Consider the following 22,113-nt stretch of genomic DNA (forward strand, 5'->3'; position numbering starts at 1 on the left):
ACGATGTGGCCGGCTCGGGCCGTGCTGGGAGTTCACACTGCACTGGCGACGATGCACTGCGTGTGGCAGCGGCGACTGCGCCGCCCAGCGGACGGACGACGTCAGTTGCAATGGACTTGGACTTCGTGGTGACGGCTCCTGAACCCGCCCGGGTCAGACCCGGCGGGCGGCTCTCCGCAAAGATGGCCGCGCTCGCCCGCCGCGACACTGCTCCTGAATTGGCGCTGCGACGTGAGCTGCACCGACGAGGCATGCGCTACCGCGTGCAGATGAAGGTCCCCGGCAACAACCGTCGGACCATGGACATCGCCTTCACGCGAGCCCGGCTGGCGGTCTATGTCGACGGGTGCTTCTGGCACGGGTGCTCGACGCACCACCAGCGCCCGACGGCTAATGCCGACTGGTGGGACTGGAAGATCGCTCGGAACCAGGAACGAGACCGGTCCACCGACGAGCAGCTGGCGAGCGCGGGCTGGTCGGTGCTGCGCTTCTGGGAGCACGAGGAGCCCTCGGCTGCCGCCGATCGGGTGCAGCAGCGGTACCAGGAGCGGTTGAGCAGGGGGTGAGGTCGGATCAGGCGGGGTCCACCGAGCCGTGCAGTCGAGCCAGGATGGCCTGCCAACCAACGACTGGGTTGAGGTCGCCCCGGACACGACCAGGAAGGTCGACGCGGAAGGACAGCGAATCGATGTCGAGGTCCGAGAACGTCTCGAGGTCCCCGCGCCGCGGCAGCCGGATCCTGGGATCCCCCATGTCGTACAACCTCTCGAAGCGCGTCGTGAACGGGCGCGCGTAGGTCGCCACGAACTTGTCCCGGTCGTGCCGGTAGCCGCTTCCGGCATCGCCGCCGTACTGCGTCAGGCGCTGGTGAAACGCCTCCCTGTCGTCCGCCTCCAGCCGGTTGGAGATGGCCTCGACGAGCGACGGGATGGTGGTGCCGCCCTCCGCTGCGTCCGTCCACCGGAGACCGATGCTCAGCAAGTAGAGCCCAGTCTCGACCTCGCCGCCGTCAGCGTGCCCCACCTCGACCTGGTGGAGGCCCTGGACGTGGTGCTTGGAGGACGTGCCACTGGTGGTCTTGACCTCGATCCCCGTCGTCCCCAGCCTGAAGTCGCGAGAACTGGGCACGCTACCGGCCCAACCGCTGATGACGGCCCTGCGTTCCTCACCGCCAGCGGCGACCCTCGTCAAGCCGTCGATCAGCAGGAGTTCTCCCGCGAGTCCCACGAGGACCTCGCTGCCGAGCGCCGCTCGAGCCAGCGCGAGAGCGATCGCCGGCTCTGTCCGGGAAAACGCCTGAGGCAGGTCGGTGGCGGCACCGTTCCTCATGAGCTCTGCGCAGAGGAAGGACACCACGCCATCGAAGTGGGGGGCTTCGGCGAACTGCAGCCGGCTGGCATCCAGCGTCCCACCGTCGTCGAACCACCACTGGTGATGGCTCAGGCTGTCGGCGACCGGCTTCAATGCCGATGCCAACGGGGGTCCTGGCAGGAACAGCTCAAGGCGACCCTCTGTGTCCCGACTGACCGCCACTGTGCGGGACTCGTCGACCCACACGAGGTCCCGGTCATCGGCGCTGGCTGCCGCTTGCAACGTCGGCAGTCGTTCGCGGAGCCACTCGAACGAGCCGTCACCTCGTGGCGTCACCTCAGCCTCCTGACCTGCGCAGCGCCATGACCTGGTCGGGACCCCCAGCCGGGAGGCTCACACCGAGCGCGATCGTGGGTGGACCGCCCTCACGAGCCACCAGGTGGAAGAGCAGCAGGCCTGGCTCCGATGCATGGCGAGCGCCGTTCCTGGTCAGCCGTGGCCCTTCCTCGCGGCCGTAGAAGTCGAAGAACTCGTCTCCCATGATGCCGGCGTCGGACTCACCACGGGAGCCCCAGGTGGAGTCGAGGACGTCAGTGCCCGGTCGCACCTGCCGCTTCATCGGCCTGGCGGCGGCCGGGAGCACCGCCAGAGGTCCATCCGCAACCTCAGGCCCTGAGCCGAACCTCATTCCCACGCGGAACACGGGCGCGTTCTTTCGTCGCTGTGCAAGGTCCAGCAAGCTCCACTGCAGGGACGGCTCATCGGTCGTGAAGAAACCGGGTGTCCGCTGCTCGAGCAACGCAGCCCACGTCCGCAGGTAGGCGGCGAGATCGTAGGTGGACACACCATGCCACGGACGGGCCAGGTGCTGCGGTCCCCTGTAGAGCGGGTGACGAGCGTCTGCGGGAGGGAGGTCAAGCTGGGCCTCGACCAGAGCCCACCGCTCCACCGCGCCCGGTTGCAGCCCTACGTAGTGCAGCTCGTCCAGCAGGTCCGCGGCTTGGTCCAGGTCCAGCAACCGATCCGCCAGGACGCCCTGCCTCGCGTCCGGGTCAGGAACGCCCTGCAAGCCCTGGGCGAAGAGGCGCGCCAGCACCTGCTGGTTGTGGTCGTCTGCCCCTGGCGCGTTCATATGCTGCACGAATGGCCGGGCCCCGGGCCACAGCCGCTTGCCCCGGAGGTCGGCGACCTTGCCAGTGGCGCGGTGGTCGAGGCCCTGGAGGACTGAGAGCCGCGGCGCCGCCCCAGCCGGCTCCTCCATCGCGGCGATGACCTGCCGTCGCAAGGCCTCGTCGTTGTCGTGGTAGCGAGCGAACAACCCGAGCTGCGAGGAGCTGGCGATGACGCGGCAGAGCTCGATGTACGAGCCCCGGTAGCCGAACCAGCGCTGCATCTGCATCTGCGTGTCGGCGAGCGGGTCGTGCGCCTCGCGGGTGAACACCGTGGTGGACAAGCCTTCGAGGGTGATGCCTCTGGCCATGACGTTGCCCGAGACGAAGATGGTCGAGAGGTTGCGGGGCGCGCGCCAGCCCTTCCCTGACCTCTGCACTGAGAACTCCGGCCGGTCGTCGGCCCGCTCGTCCGAGTTGATGACGGCGACGCTGGTCCCAGGAACCACGTCCTCCAGCACGACCTTCTTCACCTGCGCCCAACGATCGTCCGGAGGGACCCAGGGCACCTCGCCTCCCAGCTCGGACGCGCAGAGTGCCGCGGAAGCTCTGTACCCCTGCAGCCAGCGGAGCCACCGGTCCGGCTGCTCCTCGAGGTCCTTGCGGACTCCCGGCACACCCAGCCGACGCTCGTGCCCTCCAGCGGCAGCCGTTCCCCCTGACCACGCCACCAGGTCGTCAGCGACGGCGAAGTGGGCATCGAGCGCCGACGACGGGTGGACCAGCATGCTGGCTACGTCCGGCAGCAGCGCCTTGGCCTCGTCCTGGCTGGCGAAGACCCGACCTCGTGCGTCGGCGGGCGTCACCTGAGCGCCCCCTCTCATCAGCCGCACGGCCGAGGCCAGGAGGAACGCGCGCACACCGTCGACCAGCGCCTCAGACGGATCGACCCGAGGTTCCACGCACAGGGGGGCGTCGCGGAAGCGGTGGTAGAAGACCTCGCCGCCGGTGTACCAGGAGCGGTACCCGCGCGCGGTGCGGAAGGAGGGGGTGCGCACGTCCACGTCACCCTCAGGACCGGGCGTGCGCAGGGCCACCACGAAGTCCGTCGGCGCGAGCGGATTGGCAGGATCCTGGAGGAAGTTCGCTTGGGGCGTGGCGGTGTAGGCGACGTAGGTCGCGTAGAGACCCTCGACAGCCGTCACGCCTGCGGTTCGCCGAGACTCCCACAGGTCAAGGATGCGACGCGGGACCTGGCGCAGCTCCGCCGGCCCGGCACCGGGGTCGTCGATCGACGAGTCATCGGCCTCGTCGTCGAGGACGACCAGGTGGAAGGGTTCGCCGCGCCTCTCGACCTCCGGGTACACCGTCTCGTGCAGCGTGCGCGACAGCCGCTCGAGGTGCGCCACGTTCTTCATCACGACGGCTAGGAGGGGACGGCCCCGGTCGAGCGCGCGACGTGCCTGCTGCTCCGTCAACGAGTACAGCGCCCCCAGCTCGCCACCCACCAGCTCCCCCTGACCTGGCGGGGGGAGCCTGATGCGGACGGAGGTCGGGTTGGCGAGGCGGTCGAGCTGCTCGTCGATACGCTCCAAGGTCTGCAGCCACAGGGCAGTCCGGGTCCCGGCCAGCACCACGACTGCGTTGGCACCCGCATCGAGCGCCTTGGCGATGACCGCCATCATGGAAGCCGTCTTGCCGGACTGCACAGCTCCCATGACGGCACCACGACGTTCGCGGCTCGCCGTCCACCGGTCGTCCCCAGGCGGGAAGAGGCAGCGCTCGACGATGTATGCAGAGTCGTCGCTGATCGCTTGACGGCTTTCGGGCGGCAGTCCTGCCCCCTCCAGCGCTCTCGAGTAACCGTTCCACCAGCTGGCCTCTGCGGCCCGAGGAGGGACCCGAGACACGCGGCTGTGACCGAACGGCGGTTGCTCCGCTGCCATCAGCGGGGGGCGGACCTTTGCCCGCGCAGCTCGCGGAGGTTGGTGAGGCCGGTGCCTCCGAACCTCGAACGCAGCCGCGCCTCCACCTCCTCGTCGGGAACGTCGAAGAGCCTCATCAGGCCCCCAACGACGTCCGCGATGTACTGCCATTGCTCTCGGGACTGGGTCTTCTCCGGGCGTTGCCACTCGCGGGAGGTGGCGAGGGCCTTGATGTCCTCGAAGCGCGTCTCGACGAGATCCAGCAGCGCATCGCCGTGGTACTCGTGGGCTGCCGCCAGCCCGGTGACGCTTGCGACGAGCTGGAGCTCCTGCCACTTGCCCCGTGACTGCGCGTTCACGAAGCGGTCGGTCCACACCTCGCGGGGGATCAACGCGTGCACGTCGAGCCCGTGGTCGAGCAGCAGCATGAGGTCCCGCACCACATCGTCGCTACGGAGCCGGTCCGCTCGGTCCTCCGCGAGCCGCTCGAGGAGGTTGTTGATGTGGGTCGCCGTGGAACGCGAGTCGAGCCGTCCGTCGCCGTGCACGAGGATCGACGCCACCCACGACAAGATCTTCGTGCGCTTGTAGCCGGCCGCCGCGAAGCCGTAGCGGTCCAGGGTCCGCGCGGTCGAGGACAGGTCGTCCCATTCGTCGCGCAGGAACGGCGCGACGGCGTCGACGTCCGTCGAGTCACCCGCTGCTACCAGCAGTGCCCGCATCAGCGCGAGGTGGTGGAACAGGGCATTGCGGATCTCTTCAGCGTTGAGGTGCTTGCCCTGCTTGTTGTAGAGGCTGAAGACCTCGTGGATCTGCTCGCTGGTCACCTGCGTGTACGTGATCACCGGCACCTTGTACTTCGACTGCTCCTCGAAGATGGACCTGACGCGGCGCTTGTCGCCGAGCACGTCGACGGAGTGGTCCCGGATCTGGCAGTAGTACTTGCCGCGCATCGCCTGCAGATCGCCGGACAGCGCCGGCACGTCGCCAGATCTCAGCGGGTAAGGGAAGTGGAGCTCCTTCTCGAGCTTGGCGGTGAGCGTCGACTGCTCGTGCTGCTTCCACTTCTTCTTGAAGCCCGGGTAGTCCTCCTGGAAGAGCCGCACGACGTCATCTGGCCCCTCACCCCAAGCCTGAGCCCGGCGGCGCACCTCGCCGACAGCCCGGGGGTGCCTGCCCATGAAGCGGAGGATCGCGGTCAACCGCTGCTTTCCGTCGACCACCTCGTACGACGTCCCGCGCGCGTCGGATCGCTGCAGCAGGATCACCGACGGGAGCGGGATGCCACGCAGGACCGACTCGATCAGCATCTGCGAGTCGCTGTTGGGCCACACCTCCGCTCGCTGGTAGGAGGGGCTCAGCTCCAGCTCCTCGTAGTTGGCGTACTGGACGAACTGCGTGATCGGCCACGTGTCCGCCTCCGCGTGGATGGGACCGCCCCGCTCGGCAGACGCTTCTTCGTCCACCTCGTCCCAGTCCGCCACCCACTGCCGGCTGGCGGTCAGCAGGGTGGAGTCGCCCTCGGCCGATGCTTCGAGCCTCTGGAGGAACCGCTCGCGCAGGTCGACCGCCCGCTCCAGGCGCTCGGCAAGCCGAGGCAGCACAGCGTCGGCGTCGGCCGTGTCAACTCCAAGCGCGTCCGCTAGCGAGCCGAGGAATGTGTCCGCGTCGTCGGCAGCGAGGTCGTGCGGCAAGCGGAGCCAACCTTGAACGGCGAGGACGTGCGTCCGCCAGCTGCCGTCGGTGAAGCCGACCTCCGCGGTCTCGACCACCTCTGGAGCCGGCACGATGACGTCGGGCGACTCCCCCGGTTGGGTCAGCGCGGCGACGTTCTCAGCGATGGATCCCTCGAGGTCGGCGCGCTGCTGCTCGTCCATGATGGTGTCCCTTCGTGCTGACGTCGTTTCGTTCCTCGGTCCATCCGGGTGCGGGCGGTCCGCCGTCCGCCGTCCGAGGACCCTCTCGGCGCCGTCCAGCAGCCTGCGCAGTCCCTCGGCCGTGACGGTGTCCCCCCCAGAGACGCAAGCCTGGTCCCACACGATGTCGACGCGAGCGGCCAGCCGGCGCCCGCACTCGTGCTTGCCAGCCGTCGCGGTCAGGTCGACGCCCAGCGCTCGACCCAGCGCCTCGAGTGCGGACTTCTTCTCCTTGCTACCGGGTCCGAGGGGCTCCGGCTCCTCGCCCGCAAGCTCGTACATGCGTGCTACGACCTGCGCCTTGGACACTTCGCTCCCACCTGTTGGCTGTCGTCCTCCCCAACCCTAGGCAAAGAAACGGGCGAGCGCTGGAAGTGCCAGGGATGGTCACCTCGACCGACGGAATCCGGCGGCTGCGGCCGCCTGGACTGCGGACACCAGGTGGTCGGCACGAAGGCTGATCTCGTCCGCATGCGCCTCGACGTACTTGGTGAACACGTGGCGGGCCACGCCGACGTTTACGCCGTTGCCCATCTGCTTGTACGAGGCTGCATCGCGCTGCGCGACAGCGGGACCCGGACCCGGACCCGGAGACGACTGTCGGAACTGGAACACCTCCGGAAGCCCCTGCAGCCGAGCCGCCTCCCGGGGGGTGAGCCGGCGTCGTCCCCCGACGATGGATGTCTGGTTGATGGCCACCAGCGCAGGGACGTAGGTCGGGAGCTTGCATCGGATGCCCGACGGTCGGAACTGCAGGACGGTCTCGCGCAGAGGACGGTGGGGGCCGGCTTGCCATTCGAACTTCCGTCGGGAAGGCGGAAAGGCGTCAAGCTCGAACCTGAAGGCGTCCAGCACCTCCGCGTGACGCTCGTAGAAGCGTGCGTTCTTGAGAAGGAAGTCGCTCTTCCACTGGGGCAGCGGACGACCGCTGGCACGCCCCAGCTCGATGAGGTCCTCGGCCTGCTCGAGTGACCGGAACTCGTCGGCCCAGAGGGGAAACCCCGGCATCCGCTCACCAGGGTCGAGCCGCTCGGCCACTGCCGCCAACAAGCGGTCCCACGTGTCGAGCCACTTTCGCTCGGCCGACTCCAGGAAGTACTTGTCCTCGACTGCCTCGTCCGGCTCGAGAGGCAGGTCACGCGCGAGGTCCCAGTCGTGCTTGCTCCACCCATCTTCCTCGGACCTCGGCGTGACGACGGGATCGTCGAAGGAGGCCGGGTCCTCGGCAATTTCGCGCCCTACGTAGTGAGCCAGGATGAACACCCGGTCACGAGCCTGCGGGCGCCCTCCCTGCTCAGGTGCCAACAGGTGAGGCGAGAAGACGGCCGGTCTGCTCGCTGTCCGGTAGCCGAGCTGTCGCAGGGTGGTGACGATCGTCGCGAAGGTGTCTACGTGCCGGGGACCTGCGAGATTGCGGACGTTCTCGAGCATGACGACGGCGGGACGGGTCCGCTCGTCCTGCAGGATCCGAGCAATGTTCCAGAACAGGGTGCCGCGGGTCTCAGCCATGCCTCGCTGGAACCCGCTCTTCGAGAAGGGCTGGCACGGGAAGCCCGCGGCCAGGACGTCCGCGTGCGGCACCCTGACGACGGGATCCGTCAGCGGGATGATGTCGCCGCTCACCCGGAACTCGTCCACGCCGTCAGGCGCGACAGCTCCACTCTCTCGCAGGGGACGGAGCCAGTTGTAGTCGTACACGCGTGCCGCGTCGGGGTCGATCTCGCTGGCGAAGGCCCAGCGCCCGCCGGATGCGTGGAGCGCGGCGTGGAAGCCCCCGATGCCTGCAAAGAGGTCCGAGAACGTGAACGACGCGCCTGAGCTCGAGCTCATGTTCGAAGTCTAGCCAATCCGGGTCAGGGGGAAGTGACGGTGGAGCGGCGTGTTGTGGACGAGGGCGGGACCGCAAAGCGGCCCCGCCCTCGTCTGACGCTTCCGGTCAACTGCAGCCGGAGGTGCTGCCGCAGCCCTCGCAGACGTAGCAGGAGCCGGCGGGGCGCATCTTGGTGCCGCAGGTGAAGCAGAGCGGGGAGTCGATGGCGGTGCCGCTGATCTTCTCCAGGAGCTCGGCCGTGGTGTGGGCCTCGCTCGCGGACTTCGCCGGGACCTCGCGGGCCTCGGCGCCGCGGGTGTCCTTGGTCTCGACCTCGGTGTCGTCGGCGACCTCGGCCTCGACGACGGCCTGGGAGGTCGGGCCGGACTCGATCAGCTCGGCGGCGCCGCCGGTCTCCTCCACCGGCTCGTAGGAGCCGGTCTCGAGGTGGCGCTGGCGCTCCTGGGCGGAGTAGATGCCGAGAGCGGAGCGCTGCTCGAAGGGCAGGTAGTCCAGGGCGAGGCGACGGAAGATGTAGTCCATGATCGACTGCGCCATCCGCACGTCCGCGTCGTCGGTGAGGCCGGCCGGCTCGAAGCGCAGGTTGGTGAACTTCGAGACGTAGGTCTCCAGCGGGACGCCGTACTGCAGGCCGATCGAGACCGCGATCGAGAACGCGTCCATCACGCCGGCCAGGGTCGAGCCCTGCTTGCCGAGCTTGAGGAAGATCTCGCCGAGCTCGCCGTCGTCGTGCGCACCCGAGGTCATGTAGCCCTCGGCGCCACCCACGGTGAAGGAGGTGGTGCGCGAGACGCGGGACTTCGGCAGGCGCTTGCGGGTCGGGGCGTAGACGACCTTCTCCACGACCTTGGTCGCCGCGGCCTCAGAAGCAGCGGCCGCGTCGGCGGCGTCCTTCTTGGCCTTGCCGCCGCCGTCGGCCAGCGGCTGGCCGACCTTGCAGTTGTCGCGGTAGATCGCGGTCGCCTTCAGGCCGAGCTTCCACGACTGGAGGTAGACCTCCTCGATCTCCTCGACCGTGGCCGTCTCCGGCAGGTTGACGGTCTTGGAGATCGCGCCGGAGAGGAACGGCTGGGCCGCGGCCATCATCCGCACGTGACCCATCGGCTTGAGCGCGCGGGCGCCCATCGCGGTGTCGAAGACCTCGTAGTGCTCCTGCTTGAGGCCCGGGGCGTCGATCACGTGGCCGTGCTCGGCGATGTAGGCGACGATCGCCTCGACCTGCTCGGGCTGGTAGCCCATCTTCTTCAGCGCACGCGGCACGGTCTGGTTGACGATCTGCATCGAGCCGCCGCCGACGAGCTTCTTGAACTTCACCAGGGAGAAGTCGGGCTCGATGCCGGTGGTGTCGCAGTCCATCATGAAGCCGATGGTGCCGGTGGGCGCGAGCACCGAGGCCTGCGCGTTGCGGAAGCCGTTGGTCTCACCCAGGGCGATGACGTCGGCCCACGCCTTGGTGGCCAGGCGGTGGACGGCCTGGTCGTTGGTGTGCAGCGTGCGCACGGTGTCGTTGGCCGCCTGGTGCTTGCGCATGACCCGCTTGTGGGCGTCGGCGTTGCGGGCGTAGCCGTTGTAGGGGCCGACGATCGCGGCGAGCTCGGCGGAGCGCTTGTAGGAGGTGCCGGTCATCAGCGAGGTGATGGTCGCGGCCATCGAACGGCCACCCTCGGAGTCGTAGCCGAGGCCCATCGCCATCAGCAGGGCGCCGAGGTTGGCGTAGCCGATGCCGAGCTGGCGGTAGTCGACGGTGGTCTGGCCGATCGACTCGGTCGGGAAGTCGGCGAAGCAGATGGAGATGTCCATCGCGGTGATGATGAACTCCACCGCCTTCGCGAACAGCTCGGCGTCGAAGGTGTCGTCGTCCTTGAGGAACTTCAGCAGGTTCAGCGACGCGAGGTTGCACGAGGAGTTGTCGAGCGACATGTACTCCGAGCACGGGTTGGACGCGGTGATCCGCCCGGTCTCGGGGTTGGTGTGCCAGTCGTTGATCGTGTCGTCGTACTGCAGACCCGGGTCGGCGCACTCCCACGCGGCAGTGGCGATCTTGCGGAACAGGCCGCGGGCGTCGACCTTCTCGATGACCTCGCCGGTCATCCGGGCGCGCAGGCCGAACTCGGTGCCGTCCTCGACCGCACGCATGAACTCGTCGGAGACGCGGACGGAGTTGTTGGCGTTCTGGTACTGCACCGAGGTGATGTCGGCGCCGCCGAGGTCCATGTCGAAGCCGGCGTCGCGCAGGGCGCGGATCTTGTCCTCCTCGCGCGCCTTCGTCTGCACGAACTCCTCGATGTCGGGGTGGTCGACGTCGAGGACGACCATCTTCGCCGCGCGGCGGGTGGCGCCACCGGACTTGATGGTGCCCGCGGAGGCGTCGGCGCCGCGCATGAAGGAGACGGGGCCCGAGGCGGTGCCGCCGGAGGAGAGCAGCTCCTTGGAGGAGCGGATGCGGGAGAGGTTCAGGCCGGCGCCGGAGCCGCCCTTGAAGATGAAGCCCTCCTCCTTGTACCAGTTCAGGATCGAGTCCATCGAGTCGTCGACGGAGAGGATGAAGCAGGCCGAGACCTGCTGCGGCGACGGGGTGCCGACGTTGAACCAGACGGGGCTGTTGAACGAGAAGTACTGGTGGACCAGGAGCCAGGTCAGCTCGTGCTCGAAGACCTCGGCGTCGGCCTCGGCGGCGAAGTAGCCGTGCTCGAGGCCGGCCTTGGTGTAGGTCTTCACGACCCGGTCGACGAGCTGCTTGAGGCTCCACTCACGCGCGTCGGTGCCGACGGCGCCGCGGAAGTACTTGGTGGTGACGATGGTGGAGGCGTTGACCGACCAGAAGTCGGGGAACTCCACGCCGCGCTGCTCGAAGACGGCCTCGCCGGTCTTCCAGTTCGTCTGGACGACGTCGCGACGCTCCCAGGTGATCTCGTCGTAGGGGTGGACACCCGGCGTGCTGAACACGCGCTCGAGCGTGAGTCCCTTGCCGCCTGCTGCTGCGCCGCTGGTGGCAGCGCCGCTCACCGTCTCCGTCATCCTCTGGTCCCGTCTCTCGAGGTGGTTTCTTCGATCCTTGCTGCCACCACCGACAGTGCGGTGGGACAGGTCCTGCTGTGCCTGGCTGGCGTGGGTCCTGCTGAGGTGGTGCGCCCGGCACGCAGCTTCCCCACTACGTGCCGGGCGGTCTGTGGTCAGCCCGTGGGCTGAGGGGTGGGCTCCGAGATGACCCGGTCCGCTCGGAGCGCGGCGATCTCACGCTCGAAGTCGTCGGCGCTGGCGAAGGCCCGGTAGACGCTCGCGAACCGCAGGTAGGCGACCTCGTCGAGCGCCCGGAGCGGGCCGAGGATGGCCAGGCCGACCTCGTGGGCCGGGATCTCTGCGGCGCCGGAGAGGCGCAGCGCGTCCTCGACGGCCTGTCCAAGGCAGGCCAGGTCGTCCTCGGAGACCGGGCGGCCCTTGCAGGCCTTCCGGACGCCGGCGACGGCCTTCTCGCGGGTGAACGGCTCGGTCGCCCCGCTGCGCTTGAGCACGGTCAGCTGCATCTGCTCGATGGTCGTGAACCGCTTCGCGCACGAGGAGCAGGTACGCCGCCGGCGGATCGAGCCGCCGTCGTCGGCGACCCGGGAGTCGAGGACCCGGGTGTCGGTGCCGCGGCAGTAGGGGCAGTGCATCTCGGAGCCTCCTTCCGGGCGCGCTCGAGACACCCTCGCGAGGGCGTCGTTACCTGTGGACGAACTGGGGATATCCGGCCCGTCACTGTGTAGAACAACGGGCCTTCTGTGTGGCTTCCACCCTCGTGCTGTGCACTAGATGTGGATAACTACATCCGTGTAAGTACTAGATGTGGGGGAACCGTACGCCGGGCCGGAGCAGGGCGCAACCCGATCGGCGTGTCTCGCCCGAAGTCCGGGCGGACCGGTCCGGACCAGTCGGAGAACGCGCAGGTCAGGGGCCTGCGAGACCCCGGGCGGATCAGCCGACGCCGCAGATCATCGCGAGGTCGCGCCACCAGGAGAGGCGGTTGGGGCGGCCGTCGTAGTCGCGGCGCTGGTTGGCGCCCGAGGGTCCCGGCAGAACGAAGACCTGGGCGGGGCCGACGTACCAGTCCTGCACGCCCAGGTGCGGCCTCCCCCGGCGGCCCAGCGCCCTGGCGGCCTCGGCGGCGGCGCCCTTGCCGGTGATCGCGAGCCACTCCGGCTGCCAAGTCTCCATCTGCTCGACGAGCCGGTCGATCTCGACCCAGCGGGGGTCCCAGTGGCCGACCAGGTCGGTCAGCCCCATCGGCGTCCCGTCGACCGGCTCGGCGAGCAGCCGGTCCTCGTGCGGGGCGAGCTCGCGGGCGGTGAAGCCCGACAGGTGCAGGGAGGACCAGAAGCTGTTGCCCGGCCCCTCGTAGTAGTGGTCGCGGTGCTTGGTGCTCGCCGCACCCGCCAGACCGCAGAACACGACGACCGGCTCGGGCGCCACGATCGGCGGCAGGACCATCACCACCCGCGGCCGGTGACCGCGGCGGCGTACCGGCACACGTTCCGGCACATGTTCCAGGGCGGCGTCGTGCGGGCACCGGCCCGGCATGGACGCTCTGCGTGGCCTCCTCGGCCTGGCCGTGCTGGTGCTCGTGGCCGTCGCGTTCTCCCGGCACCGGCGCGGCATCTCCTGGCGCACGGTCGGGGCGGCGCTGACACTCCAGGTTGCGTTCGCGGCGCTGGTGCTGCGGTGGGGGCCGGGCGAGCGCGCGCTGGAGTGGCTCTCGGACCGGGTGGCGGCGCTGATCGGGTACGCCGAGGAGGGCACGGTCTTCGTCTTCGGGCCGCTGACCGAGGTCGGCGAGGAGGGCGAGACGGTCTTCGCGCTGTCGGTGCTGCCGGTCATCGTGTTCCTCGGCGCGCTGGTGGGTGTCCTGTACTACCTGCGCGTGGTCCAGTGGACGACGTACGTCGTCGGCGGCGCGCTGTCGTGGCTGCTGCGGGTGAGCAAGGTCGAGTCGCTGTACGCCGGCACGGTGGTCTTCCTCGGCCAGTCCGAGGCGCCGCTGATGATCTCGCCGTACCTCCGCTCGCTGCGCAAGGGCCAGCTCTTCACGATCATGGCGGCCGGGTTCGCGGCGGCGGCGGGCTCGACGCTGGTGGGCTACTCGCTGCTGGGCGCGCCGCTGGAGTACCTGCTGGCCGCGACCGTCATGAACGCGCCCGCCGCCCTGCTGATGGCGAAGATCATGTGGCCGGACTCCACGCCGGAGGGGCCGGACGACGGGCCGCTCGACGAGCCGGAGGAGGGCGAGGGCGAGCTCGACGTCCGCAGCGTCCGCGACACCGAGTCGCGCAACGTCATCGACGCCCTCGGCCGCGGCGCCCTGGCCGGCGGGAAGATCGCGGTCACCGTCGGCGCGCTGCTCATTGCGTTCATCGCGCTCATCGCGCTGGCCAACGCGATCCTCGGCGCGGTGGGCGGCTGGTTCGGTGCGGACGGGCTGACCTTCGAGAAGATCCTGGGCTGGGCGCTCGCCCCGCTGGCCTGGCTGCTCGGCGTGCCGTGGTCCGAGGCGGTCGACGCGGGGTCGTGGATCGGGCAGAAGACGATCCTCAACGAGTTCGTGGCGTACGCCGACTTCGGGCCAGAGGTCGACTCGCTCTCGCCGATGACCGTCGCGGTGGTGACCTTCGCGCTGGCCGGATTCGCGAACTTCTCCTCCATCGCGATCCAGATCGGCACCCTCGGCTCACTGCTGCCCGAGCGGCGCGCCGTCGTCGCCGAGCTCGGCCTCCGGGCGCTGCTCGCGGGCAGCCTGGCCAACCTCTCCAACGCCGCGATCGCCGGGCTGGTGATCGGGATCGGCACCTAGCCGGCGGTGACCGCCTCGGTGGCTTCTGCCGGCTGGCCCGCGCGCTCCAGGGCGAACCACACCGTCGTCCCGATCGCGTCACGCTCGGAGCCCCAGCGGTCCGCGAGCGCGTCGACCAGCTGGAGCCCGCGGCCGTAGACGCGCAGCGGGTCGAGGTCCTCCGAGGGGTGCGCCTCCCCCGCGCTGGGCTTGCCCATGCCGCCGAGGTCGCGGACCGTCACCGTGAGCACGCCGTGGTCGAGCACCACCCGCAGCTCCGAGGCCGTGCCGGCGTGGACGACGGCGTTGGTGACGATCTCCGACAGGCACAGCTGGGCGTCGTCGACCGCCTCGTCGTCGATCCCCCAAGCGCGGAGGTGCTCGCGAAGGAACCGGCGCGCCGCGCCCGTCGCCCGCGGGTTGCCCTCGAGCAGCACGCTCGTCGTCAGCGCCCCCTCCGGCACGGCCGGCTCCTGGGGCACCGCGTCGGACCCCTGGCGGCCCGACACGAGTCGCACGCGGCGTACGGCGTCCGACGCGCGGCGGGCGATCGAGGTGAGGGTCGCGATCCGGCGGTCGTCGAGCGCGGACCGGTCGTCGAGGTAGACCAGCAGCCCGCCGATCGGCGAACCCGTCCCCGGCAGCGGCAGCGCCGCCAGCGCAGCGACCCCCCGGTCGCGCAGGTCCTGCAGGAAGTCGGCGTAGCGCCCGGAGAAGCCGTCGACGCCGCCGCACACCGCCTCGCCGGTGCGGACCACGGCCGTGAGCGGGACGTCGTCGTAGGCGTCGATGTGGCACCAGTCCAGGTCCGCCTGGTCCGCGGCCCGGGCGCTGTCGACGAAGCGCAGCCGCCGGCCGCCGCCCTCGCTCAGCGCCAGCGCGGCCCGCAGCACCGACGGACCGCCGGCCACCACGGCCAGCACGGCGCGGGTCACCTGGTCGACGTCGTGGGCGTCCTGCAGGAACGGGTCGAGCATCGGCATGGGTCCGGTCGCCGCGCCGAGGCCCACGCCCGGCACCGACGAGGTCCCCACATCGCCCTGCACGGTGACAGCGTAAAGCCTTCGCGGCGTTCCGGGGCGGCCCGATCGCTCCGCATCCGGCTCCAGGCGGTCGCGGTCCTCGGGGAGCGTCCTCCGTGGCCTGCGGGTCGGGCGCGCGGCGCGGCCGCCGATCAGGGATGATGAGGCCCGTGGCGACGGGCAAGCGGGCGGGGTCGAGGCGAGGGGCCAAGCGACGGACCGGTTTCTCCCCGCGGCTGGCCCTCCTGGCGCTCGGCATCACGCTGCTCGTGGTCGCCTGGGGCTACCTCGTGTACGCCGCCATCGACTTCGGCGCGACCGCCCGCGGCGGCGAGTCCGCGGCCTGGGCGTTCCTCGCGCTGGCCTCCGTCGGCGCGGTCGCCTGCCTCTTCGTCGGCCTGATGCTCGTCGCCCGGTTGCTCCGCGAGCTCGGCATCACCTCCCCGCCCCCGCCGAAGGAGACCGAGCCCGACCGGCCGGCCGCTCCCGGTGGTCGGCGGGCCGCTCGCTGAGGTCTCTCCCGTCAGCCGCGAGGTTCATCGGGGCGCCGATGAACCTGCCGGTCCCCCGACGAAACTTCATCGGGGATCCGTGAGGTCTGTCGGGGCCCCGATGAACCTCACGACCCGAGCCGGCACCAAGCCCGCACCGAGGCGAGCCGGGCCGGCCCCGAAATGGCCGCAGGGGCGGGGCCGCGAACGGCCCCGCCCCTGTCTTCCCCGGTTCGCCAGCCGGGGTCGAAGCGGCTGGCGACGTGTGTGGTGTGGTGCTCGGCCCCTCAGTCGAGCGGGACGACCAGGCGCTGGCCGGCGTCGAGGACGGCCGAGTCGAGGGCGTTGAGCCGCTCGATCTCGCGCATGGTCGAGCGGACGTCGCCGTCGTCGGCCAGCTCGGCCGCGATGCCCCAGAGAGTCTCGCCGGTGCCGACCATGACCACCCGGGTCGGCTCGGGCGTGCCGGCCTCCTCGGTCGCCACGGAGCCGGCGGCGATGAAGATGCCGGCCGCGAGCACGGCGATCAGCGCCAGGACGAACACCGTCAGGCGGCCGCGGCGGGTGAGCCGCACCGAGGAGCGGGCGGGGGTCGCGGCGTACGGGATGCGGGTGGCGGTGATGGTGCTCATGAGGGACCTCCTGGGGAAGGGGCGGTCAGCCTGGTCGTGTCGATCTCGGTCTGAGCGATGTCTAACCGCAGCCACCGACAGTGGGCGGTGCGGACGACGATCGAGCAGACGTTCGATCGAACATGTGTACGACCGTAGAGCACGTGTTCGAACGAATCAAGGGTCAGGACGAACAGATGTTCGACCGTGTCGCGAGGGCCCCAGTCCTCGGCGAGGATCAGCAGAGGATCAACCGACGATCAGCGCAGGCGTCGCTTCCCCTGCAGCGCGAAGGCGGCGAGCGCCGGTTTGGAGGCGGACGGCGCGAGCTGGCCGATGCGCATCGCGGCGCCGCGCCAGCCGGGCAGCGTGCGCAGCACCCGGCGGGAGCCGACCAGGTCGACCGCCGCCTGCGCGGTCTCCTCGACGGTCAGCATCCGGCCGCCGGAGGTGACCAGCCGCTTGGCGGTGCCGTCCTGGCGCATCTCGGCGACCATCGCCGTGTCGACGCCGTCGGGGCACAACGCGTGCACGCGCACCCCGCGCGGCGCCTCGAGGGACACCGAGGAGGCGAGCGAGACGACCGCGGCCTTCGTCGCGGCGTACAGGGACAGGCCGGGGACCGGACCCAGGCCCGACAGCGACGCCGTGAGCACGACGTCGCCGCCGCGCGGCCCGAACGCCGCGAGCGCGGCGCGGGTGCTCCACACCGTGCCGAGCAGGTTGACCTCGACGAGGCGGCGAACCTGGTCGTCGGTGAGGTCCGCCAGCGCGCCGTCGTCGCCGACACCGGCGTTGGCGAACCACGCCACCAGGTCACCGTGCCGGGCGGCGACCTCGGCGACCTCGGTGTGCGAGCCGGCGTCGCGGACGTCCTGACCGAGGCCCGCGGCCGCACCGATCTCCCGTGCCGTGCGTTCCGCACCCTCTGCGTCGACGTCGGTGACGACGACCCGGTGGCCGCGGGCGACCATGAGCTCGGCGATCCCGCGGCCGATGCCGCGGGCCGCTCCGGTGACGACGCAGCTGGTGGTGTCCATGCGGTCGATCCAACCAGCGGCTCCCCCGCCGGACCGCGCTGTCCACAGTTCGCGACACGCCTTCGAACAGGTGTTTGAACACGGACGCAGGAAGCCCTACGGTGCTGTCCAGCTCGAACACGGCTTCAGCACAGCCCCAGCGCAGCACCCGCAGCCCGCCACCCCGCTACCCCGAGAGGCACTCCCTCATGGCGAAGAACCCCGGCCCGAAGGTCACCGAGATGCCCGACGGCGCGCCCGACGTCACCGGCCTGACGCCGCGCCAGACCCGGATCCTCGCCCACATCCGCGACAGCATCGAGGGACGCGGCTACCCGCCGAGCATGCGCGAGATCGGCGACGCGGTCGGACTCACCAGCTCCTCGAGCGTGGCGCACCAGCTGAAGGTGCTGGAGGAGAAGGGGTTCCTCAAGCGCGACCCGCACCGTCCGCGCGCCCTCGAGGTGTTCCTGCCCGAGGTGATGGCCGCGCGGCGGGCGATGTCGAGCGCCGACGACAGCTCGGCCGACGAGACCGGCGTGGGCGACCTGGTGCCGGAGGCGCAGTACGTGCCGATGGTGGGCCGGATCGCCGCCGGTGGCCCGATCCTCGCCGAGGAGCGGGTCGAGGATGTCTTCCCGCTGCCCAAGCAGCTGGTCGGCGACGGCCAGCTGTTCCTGCTCGAGGTCTCCGGCGACTCGATGGTCGACGCGGCGATCTGCAACGGCGACTACGTCGTCATCCGCCAGCAGCCGACGGCGAACAACGGCGAGATCGTGGCCGCGATGATCGACGGGGAGGCCACGGTCAAGACCTTCCAGCGCAAGGACGGCCAGGTCTGGCTGCTGCCGCACAACGCGGCGTACGACCCGATCGACGGCACGCACGCCACCATCCTCGGGAAGGTCACCGCGGTCCTGCGCCGCATGTGATCTCGGCCGGGGTGCGGGTGCAAGCCTGCGCCCCGATCGCCGTCGTGGCGCGGTCGAAGCGTCGTCGTCCGGGTCGCCGGACCCGGGTCCGAGGGGAGAATCCGGGAGAAGCCGGATGCTTATCGGGGTCCGGATGCGGCACTCTAAGACTCGTGCGTAGTCCCACCAGCCTCGTGAGTTCCCCACGCCTGCGGCGTGGGGTGGCCGAGCTGGTGCTGGTCCTGACCCTCTACGTCCTCTACAGCGCCTCGCGGCTCTTCGCCGACGACGCCCTCGCGCCGGCCCTGGCCCGCGCCCAGGAGCTGCTCGACGTCGAGCGGCTCGTCGGGCTGCACTGGGAGGCCTCGCTCAACCAGGTCTTCGTCGAGATGAAGGTCCTCGGCCTGCTCTCGAGCTACTGGTACGCCACCGCCCACTACGTCGTCACCGCGGCCGTCCTGCTGTGGCTCTACCGCCGCGGCGCGCACTGCTACGTGCCGGCGCGGCGGGCGCTGGTGGCCGCGACCCTGGTCGGCCTCGCGCTCTACCTCCTGCTGCCGACGGCACCGCCGCGGTTCGTGGACGGGTACGTCGACGTCCTGTCCCTGCACGCGGCCGACGGCTGGTGGGGGGCCGACGCGTCGGCGCCCAAGGGCCTGGGCGGGCTCACCAACCAGCTCGCCGCCTTCCCCTCCCTCCACGCCGGCTGGGCGCTGTGGGTGGCGGTCGTGGTGCAGCTGAACGCGCGTACGCCGTGGGCCCGCGCGCTGGGCTGGGCGCACGCGCTCATCACCGCCGTCGTGATCGTGGGCACCGGCAACCACTGGGTCCTCGACGCGGTCGCGGGCTGGCTGGTCATCGGCGTCGGGTTCCTCGTCGCAGCGCGGCTCGGCCGGCGGCTCGACCGGCGCACCGGCGGGCGCTCCGACGGGCGGAAGGACGCACCGGCCCCCGCTAGGGCGCCGGCTGCGCAGGACGAACCGGCGACGTCCTCGGCCTGACCGGCGCCCGACCGGCAGCTGAACAGGCGGTGCTCACACCGCCCGACGCATCACGTCCGGTGACCGGTGTCGTTGTGGGGTCGTGACCACGACCCAGCCCGGCCGACCGGCGCCCGCCGGCCTCGGCCGCCGCACCGTCGTCGCCACCGGGGCCGCCGGCCTCGGCACCGCGACGCTCGCCGGCTCCGCCGCCCTGTCCCCGTCGGCCGCCTCCCCCGACCGGCCGGGCGCCAAGCCCCGCCACCGGGTCTTCCAGCACGGCGTGGCCTCCGGCGACCCGCTGCCGCGTGCGGTGGTGATCTGGACCCGCGTGACGCCCACGCGGTCGGCGACGCCCGGCTTGGGCAAGGGGCCGCGCACGGAAGTCCGGTGGGAGGTCGCGACCGACCGCGCCTTCCGGGACGTGGTGCGCCGCGGCACCTTCGTCACCAGCGCCGGCCGCGACCACACCGTCAAGCTCGACGTGACCGGCCTGCGGCCCGCGACCTGGTACCACTACCGCTTCACCGCCGCCGGCCAGCGCAGCCGCGTCGGTCGCACCCGCACGGCCCCCGCGCCCGACGCCACCCCGCGCAACCTGCGCTTCGGGGTGGTCTCCTGCTCGAACTACCAGGCCGGGTACTTCGCCGCCTACCGCCACCTCGCCCGCCGCGACGACCTGCACGCGGTGCTGCACCTGGGCGACTACCTCTACGAGTACGAGGCCGGCTACTACGGCGCCGGCGACGTCATCGTCCGCCGCCACGAGCCGGCCGGGGAGATGGTGTCGCTCGACGACTACCGGCAGCGGCACGCGCAGTACAAGACCGACCCCGACCTGCAGGACCTCCACGCCTCCGCGCCGTTCATCACCGTCTGGGACGACCACGAGTCCGCCAACGACGCCTGGCGCGACGGGGCCGAGAACCACACCCCGGGCGGCGGGAAGGGTGGCGAGGGCAGCTGGCGGCGTCGCCGGGCCCGCGCGCACCGGGCGTACGACGAGTGGATGCCGATCCGCCTCGACGGCACCGCCCGGCTCGGCGACGGCACCCGGCTCTACCGTCGCCTGCGGTTCGGCACGCTGGCGGAGCTGAGCATGCTCGACCTGCGCACCTACCGCAGCGAGCAGGTCTCAGTCCCGGTCCTCGACCCCGCCGTCAGCGACCCCGACCGGACCATCACCGGACGCGAGCAGATGCGTTGGCTCAAGAACTCGCTGAGCCGCGACACCGCCCAGTGGAAGCTCGTCGGCAACCCGGTGATGATCGCGCCGGTCACCTTCGCGGCGCTGCCGGCCGACCTCGTCAGCCCGGTCAACGACGTCACCGGGCTGCTGCCCCAGGACGGCCTGCCCTACAACGTCGACCAGTGGGACGGCTACACCGACGACCGGCGCGAGCTGTTCGCCCACATCCGCGACCGCGGCATCAAGGACACCGTCTTCCTCACCGGCGACATCCACTCCGGCTGGGCGTGCGACCTGCCCTTCGACCGCGGTCTCTACCCGCTCGCCTCGGAGACCGCCGGCGTGGAGTTCGTCTGCTCCTCGGTCACCTCTGACAACCTCAAGGACATCCTCGGCGTGCCGCCGCGCACCGCGAGCGTCGCGGTCGAGCGGGTGATCCGGGCCGCCAACCCACACATCAGGTACCTCGACTTCGACTCCCACGGCTACTCCGTGCTCGACGTGACCCCCGCCCGCGTGCAGATGGACTGGTACGTCATCGGGTCCCGCACCGAGCGGAACACCCCCGCTACCTGGTCGCGCTCGTTCGCCACCCGGGCCGGCACCAACAAGGTCGTCGCGGTCGATCGGCCGGTGCGCTGATGTGCACGCCGCAGCAGCACCCCGCGTCCGCCCGGACCGCCCGGACCGGCCCGCCCCCCGCGACCGACCGGCGTACCGTCCTCAAGGTCGCGGGCGCCGGCGGGCTCGCGCTGACCTTCTCGACCGCGCAGGGCGCCGGTTCACCGGCGTACGCCGCCGGGAACCGTGACCGTCGCCGTGCCTACGTGCTCGTCGTCGACGGCTGCCGCCCCGACGAGATCGACAGCGGGCTGATGCCCAACCTCGCGGCGCTGCGGGCCGGCGGCCGGCACTTCCCGCGGGCGCACTCGCTGCCCGTCATGGAGACACTGCCGAACCACGTGATGATGATGGCCGGCGTGCGGCCCGACCGCAGCGGCGTGCCCGCGAACGAGATCTACGACCGCGCGCTCGGCGAGACCCGCACGATGGACCGGCCGCGCGACATCCGCACCACCACGGTGATCGAGCGGCTGAACCGCCACGGCTTCCGCACCGGCACCGTGCTGAGCAAGGACTACCTGTTCACGATCTTCGGCGAGCGGGCCACCCACCGGTGGGAGCCGTTCCCGCTGCTGCCGGTCACCGACCACGCACCGGACCTCTTCACGATGGAGGCCGCGCTGGGGATGGTCGAGGAGTTCGACCCGCACCTGGTCTTCGTCAACCTCGGCGACGTCGACCGGGTCGGGCACAGTGACCTGACCGGCGGCTCGCTGCAGGTGCTGCGCCGGGCCGCGCTGGTCTCGACCGACCTGCAGGTGGGGCGGTTCGTGTCGATGCTGAAGTCGACCGGCCGGTGGAAGCGCTCGATCGTCGTGGTGCTCGCCGACCACTCGATGGACTGGTCGCGACCGGACCGCGTGGTCTCGCTGACCGCGCCGCTCGCCGACGACCCGTTCCTCGCGGGGAAGGTCGCCGTCGCGCAGAACGGGGGCGCCGACCTCCTCTACTGGACCGGACCTGCGAAGCAGCGCGAGCGCGGCGTCGAGCGGATGCTGGCCGTCGCGCGGGCGACTCCCGGCGTCCTGTCCGCCCACGACCGGGCGCGCTCCCCGCGGCTGCGGCTCGGGCCGAACGCCGGCGACGTCGTGGCGTACTGCCGCGCCGGGTGGCGGTTCAGCGACCCGAACGTCGTCGCGAATCCCATCCCCGGCAACCACGGCCACCCCGCCACCCGCGCGATCCCGTTCTTCATCGGCGGCGGCCACCCGGCCGCGGCGAAGGCGGTCTCGTCGACCCTCGCCACGACCGTCGACGTCGCGCCGACGATCGCCGCGTTCTTCGGGCTCCGTGGTGCGCCGCGGGGCGGGTGGGACGGCCGCTCGCGGATCTGAGCTCCGCCGCTGGCCGCGGGCAGGGGGCGTCGACGAT

17 protein-coding genes are annotated in these 22,113 nt (G+C 70.9%); 7 read left to right on the plus strand and 10 right to left on the minus strand.

Annotated features, from left to right (window positions below):
• Positions 1-182: 182 nt before the first annotated feature.
• Positions 183-566, plus strand: a complete 384-nt coding sequence (locus H7344_RS13135) for a very short patch repair endonuclease (RefSeq protein WP_186346619.1) — start codon at positions 183-185, stop codon at positions 564-566.
• Between the two features lie 7 nt (positions 567-573).
• On the opposite strand, the gene H7344_RS13140 is transcribed toward H7344_RS13135, so the two are convergent.
• The 7 genes from H7344_RS13140 to H7344_RS13170 all read right to left on the minus strand — a co-directional run bounded on the left by H7344_RS13140 (position 574) and on the right by H7344_RS13170 (position 12,610).
• Entirely contained in the window at positions 574-1,647 is a 1,074-nt protein-coding gene (locus H7344_RS13140; protein ID WP_186346467.1) for a PD-(D/E)XK motif protein, read from the minus strand.
• Between the two features lies 1 nt (position 1,648).
• A complete protein-coding gene (locus H7344_RS13145) occupies positions 1,649-4,129 on the minus strand; it encodes a Z1 domain-containing protein (protein ID WP_186346468.1) in 2,481 nt (826 codons plus the stop codon).
• A 236-nt stretch (positions 4,130-4,365) separates the two neighbouring features.
• Positions 4,366-6,570, minus strand: a complete 2,205-nt coding sequence (locus tag H7344_RS13150; RefSeq protein ID WP_222130641.1) for a DUF262 domain-containing protein — start codon at positions 6,568-6,570, stop codon at positions 4,366-4,368.
• Between the two features lie 78 nt (positions 6,571-6,648).
• Entirely contained in the window at positions 6,649-8,091 is a 1,443-nt protein-coding gene (gene dcm / locus H7344_RS13155) for a DNA (cytosine-5-)-methyltransferase (RefSeq protein WP_186346470.1), read from the minus strand.
• 106 nt (positions 8,092-8,197) lie between these two features.
• Positions 8,198-11,110 carry a vitamin B12-dependent ribonucleotide reductase gene (locus H7344_RS13160; protein WP_186346471.1) on the minus strand — a complete coding sequence of 971 codons (2,913 nt, stop codon included), beginning with the start codon at positions 11,108-11,110 and terminating at the stop codon, positions 8,198-8,200.
• A gap of 155 nt (positions 11,111-11,265) precedes the next feature.
• Positions 11,266-11,745, minus strand: coding sequence for a transcriptional regulator NrdR (nrdR, locus tag H7344_RS13165; RefSeq protein ID WP_186346472.1), 480 nt, complete (start codon positions 11,743-11,745; stop codon positions 11,266-11,268).
• 301 nt (positions 11,746-12,046) lie between these two features.
• A complete protein-coding gene (locus H7344_RS13170; RefSeq protein ID WP_186346473.1) occupies positions 12,047-12,610 on the minus strand; it encodes a uracil-DNA glycosylase family protein in 564 nt (187 codons plus the stop codon).
• Positions 12,611-12,647: 37 nt separating this feature from the next.
• Between H7344_RS13170 and H7344_RS13175 the strand changes: the two genes are divergently transcribed.
• Positions 12,648-13,916, plus strand: coding sequence for a NupC/NupG family nucleoside CNT transporter (locus tag H7344_RS13175; protein WP_186346474.1), 1,269 nt, complete (start codon positions 12,648-12,650; stop codon positions 13,914-13,916).
• Here the strand turns inward: H7344_RS13175 and H7344_RS13180 are convergent.
• The gene (locus H7344_RS13180; RefSeq protein WP_186346475.1) at positions 13,913-14,941 is read right to left on the minus strand and encodes an ATP-binding protein; all 1,029 of its coding nucleotides are present in this window, start codon (positions 14,939-14,941) and stop codon (positions 13,913-13,915) included. The genes H7344_RS13175 and H7344_RS13180 overlap by 4 nt on opposite strands.
• 146 nt (positions 14,942-15,087) lie before the next feature.
• Between H7344_RS13180 and H7344_RS13185 the strand changes: the two genes are divergently transcribed.
• Complete coding sequence (locus tag H7344_RS13185) at positions 15,088-15,429, plus strand: hypothetical protein (RefSeq protein WP_186346476.1); 342 nt, start codon at positions 15,088-15,090, stop codon at positions 15,427-15,429.
• A 266-nt stretch (positions 15,430-15,695) separates the two neighbouring features.
• Here H7344_RS13185 and H7344_RS13190 read toward each other — a convergent pair whose 3' ends face one another.
• Complete coding sequence (locus H7344_RS13190; RefSeq protein ID WP_186346477.1) at positions 15,696-16,040, minus strand: LysM peptidoglycan-binding domain-containing protein; 345 nt, start codon at positions 16,038-16,040, stop codon at positions 15,696-15,698.
• A gap of 239 nt (positions 16,041-16,279) precedes the next feature.
• On the minus strand, positions 16,280-17,059 hold the full coding sequence (locus H7344_RS13195; RefSeq protein ID WP_186346478.1) for an SDR family NAD(P)-dependent oxidoreductase: 780 nt from the start codon (positions 17,057-17,059) through the stop codon (positions 16,280-16,282).
• 188 nt (positions 17,060-17,247) lie between these two features.
• Between H7344_RS13195 and lexA the strand changes: the two genes are divergently transcribed.
• The 4 genes from lexA (at position 17,248) to H7344_RS13215 (ending at position 22,076) form a co-directional block, all read left to right on the plus strand.
• Positions 17,248-17,970: a transcriptional repressor LexA gene (gene lexA / locus H7344_RS13200; protein ID WP_186346479.1), complete on the plus strand. Its 723-nt coding sequence runs from the start codon at positions 17,248-17,250 to the stop codon at positions 17,968-17,970.
• A 173-nt stretch (positions 17,971-18,143) separates the two neighbouring features.
• Entirely contained in the window at positions 18,144-18,950 is an 807-nt protein-coding gene (locus H7344_RS13205; RefSeq protein WP_186346480.1) for a phosphatase PAP2 family protein, read from the plus strand.
• An 82-nt stretch (positions 18,951-19,032) separates the two neighbouring features.
• The gene (locus H7344_RS13210; RefSeq protein WP_186346481.1) at positions 19,033-20,760 is read left to right on the plus strand and encodes an alkaline phosphatase D family protein; all 1,728 of its coding nucleotides are present in this window, start codon (positions 19,033-19,035) and stop codon (positions 20,758-20,760) included.
• On the plus strand, positions 20,760-22,076 hold the full coding sequence (locus H7344_RS13215) for an alkaline phosphatase family protein (protein ID WP_186346482.1): 1,317 nt from the start codon (positions 20,760-20,762) through the stop codon (positions 22,074-22,076). The genes H7344_RS13210 and H7344_RS13215 overlap by 1 nt, the downstream gene beginning before the upstream one ends.
• Positions 22,077-22,113 lie beyond the last annotated feature (37 nt).

Origin of the sequence: Nocardioides deserti, assembly GCF_014266025.1 — a bacterium.
Taxonomy (GTDB): Bacteria; Actinomycetota; Actinomycetes; order Propionibacteriales; family Nocardioidaceae; genus Nocardioides; species Nocardioides deserti.

Excerpts from the sequence above, each read along its gene's own strand:
- H7344_RS13135 (WP_186346619.1), top strand. The coding sequence starts at position 183 with ATGGCCGCGCTCGCCCGCCGCGACACTGCTCCTGAATTGGCGCTGCGA.
- H7344_RS13195 (WP_186346478.1), bottom strand. The coding sequence starts at position 17,059 with ATGGACACCACCAGCTGCGTCGTCACCGGAGCGGCCCGCGGCATCGGC.
- lexA (WP_186346479.1), top strand. The coding sequence starts at position 17,248 with ATGGCGAAGAACCCCGGCCCGAAGGTCACCGAGATGCCCGACGGCGCG.
- nrdR (WP_186346472.1), bottom strand. The coding sequence starts at position 11,745 with ATGCACTGCCCCTACTGCCGCGGCACCGACACCCGGGTCCTCGACTCC.
- H7344_RS13215 (WP_186346482.1), top strand. The coding sequence starts at position 20,760 with ATGTGCACGCCGCAGCAGCACCCCGCGTCCGCCCGGACCGCCCGGACC.
- H7344_RS13175 (WP_186346474.1), top strand. The coding sequence starts at position 12,648 with ATGGACGCTCTGCGTGGCCTCCTCGGCCTGGCCGTGCTGGTGCTCGTG.
- H7344_RS13160 (WP_186346471.1), bottom strand. The coding sequence starts at position 11,110 with ATGACGGAGACGGTGAGCGGCGCTGCCACCAGCGGCGCAGCAGCAGGC.
- H7344_RS13190 (WP_186346477.1), bottom strand. The coding sequence starts at position 16,040 with ATGAGCACCATCACCGCCACCCGCATCCCGTACGCCGCGACCCCCGCC.
- dcm (WP_186346470.1), bottom strand. The coding sequence starts at position 8,091 with ATGAGCTCGAGCTCAGGCGCGTCGTTCACGTTCTCGGACCTCTTTGCA.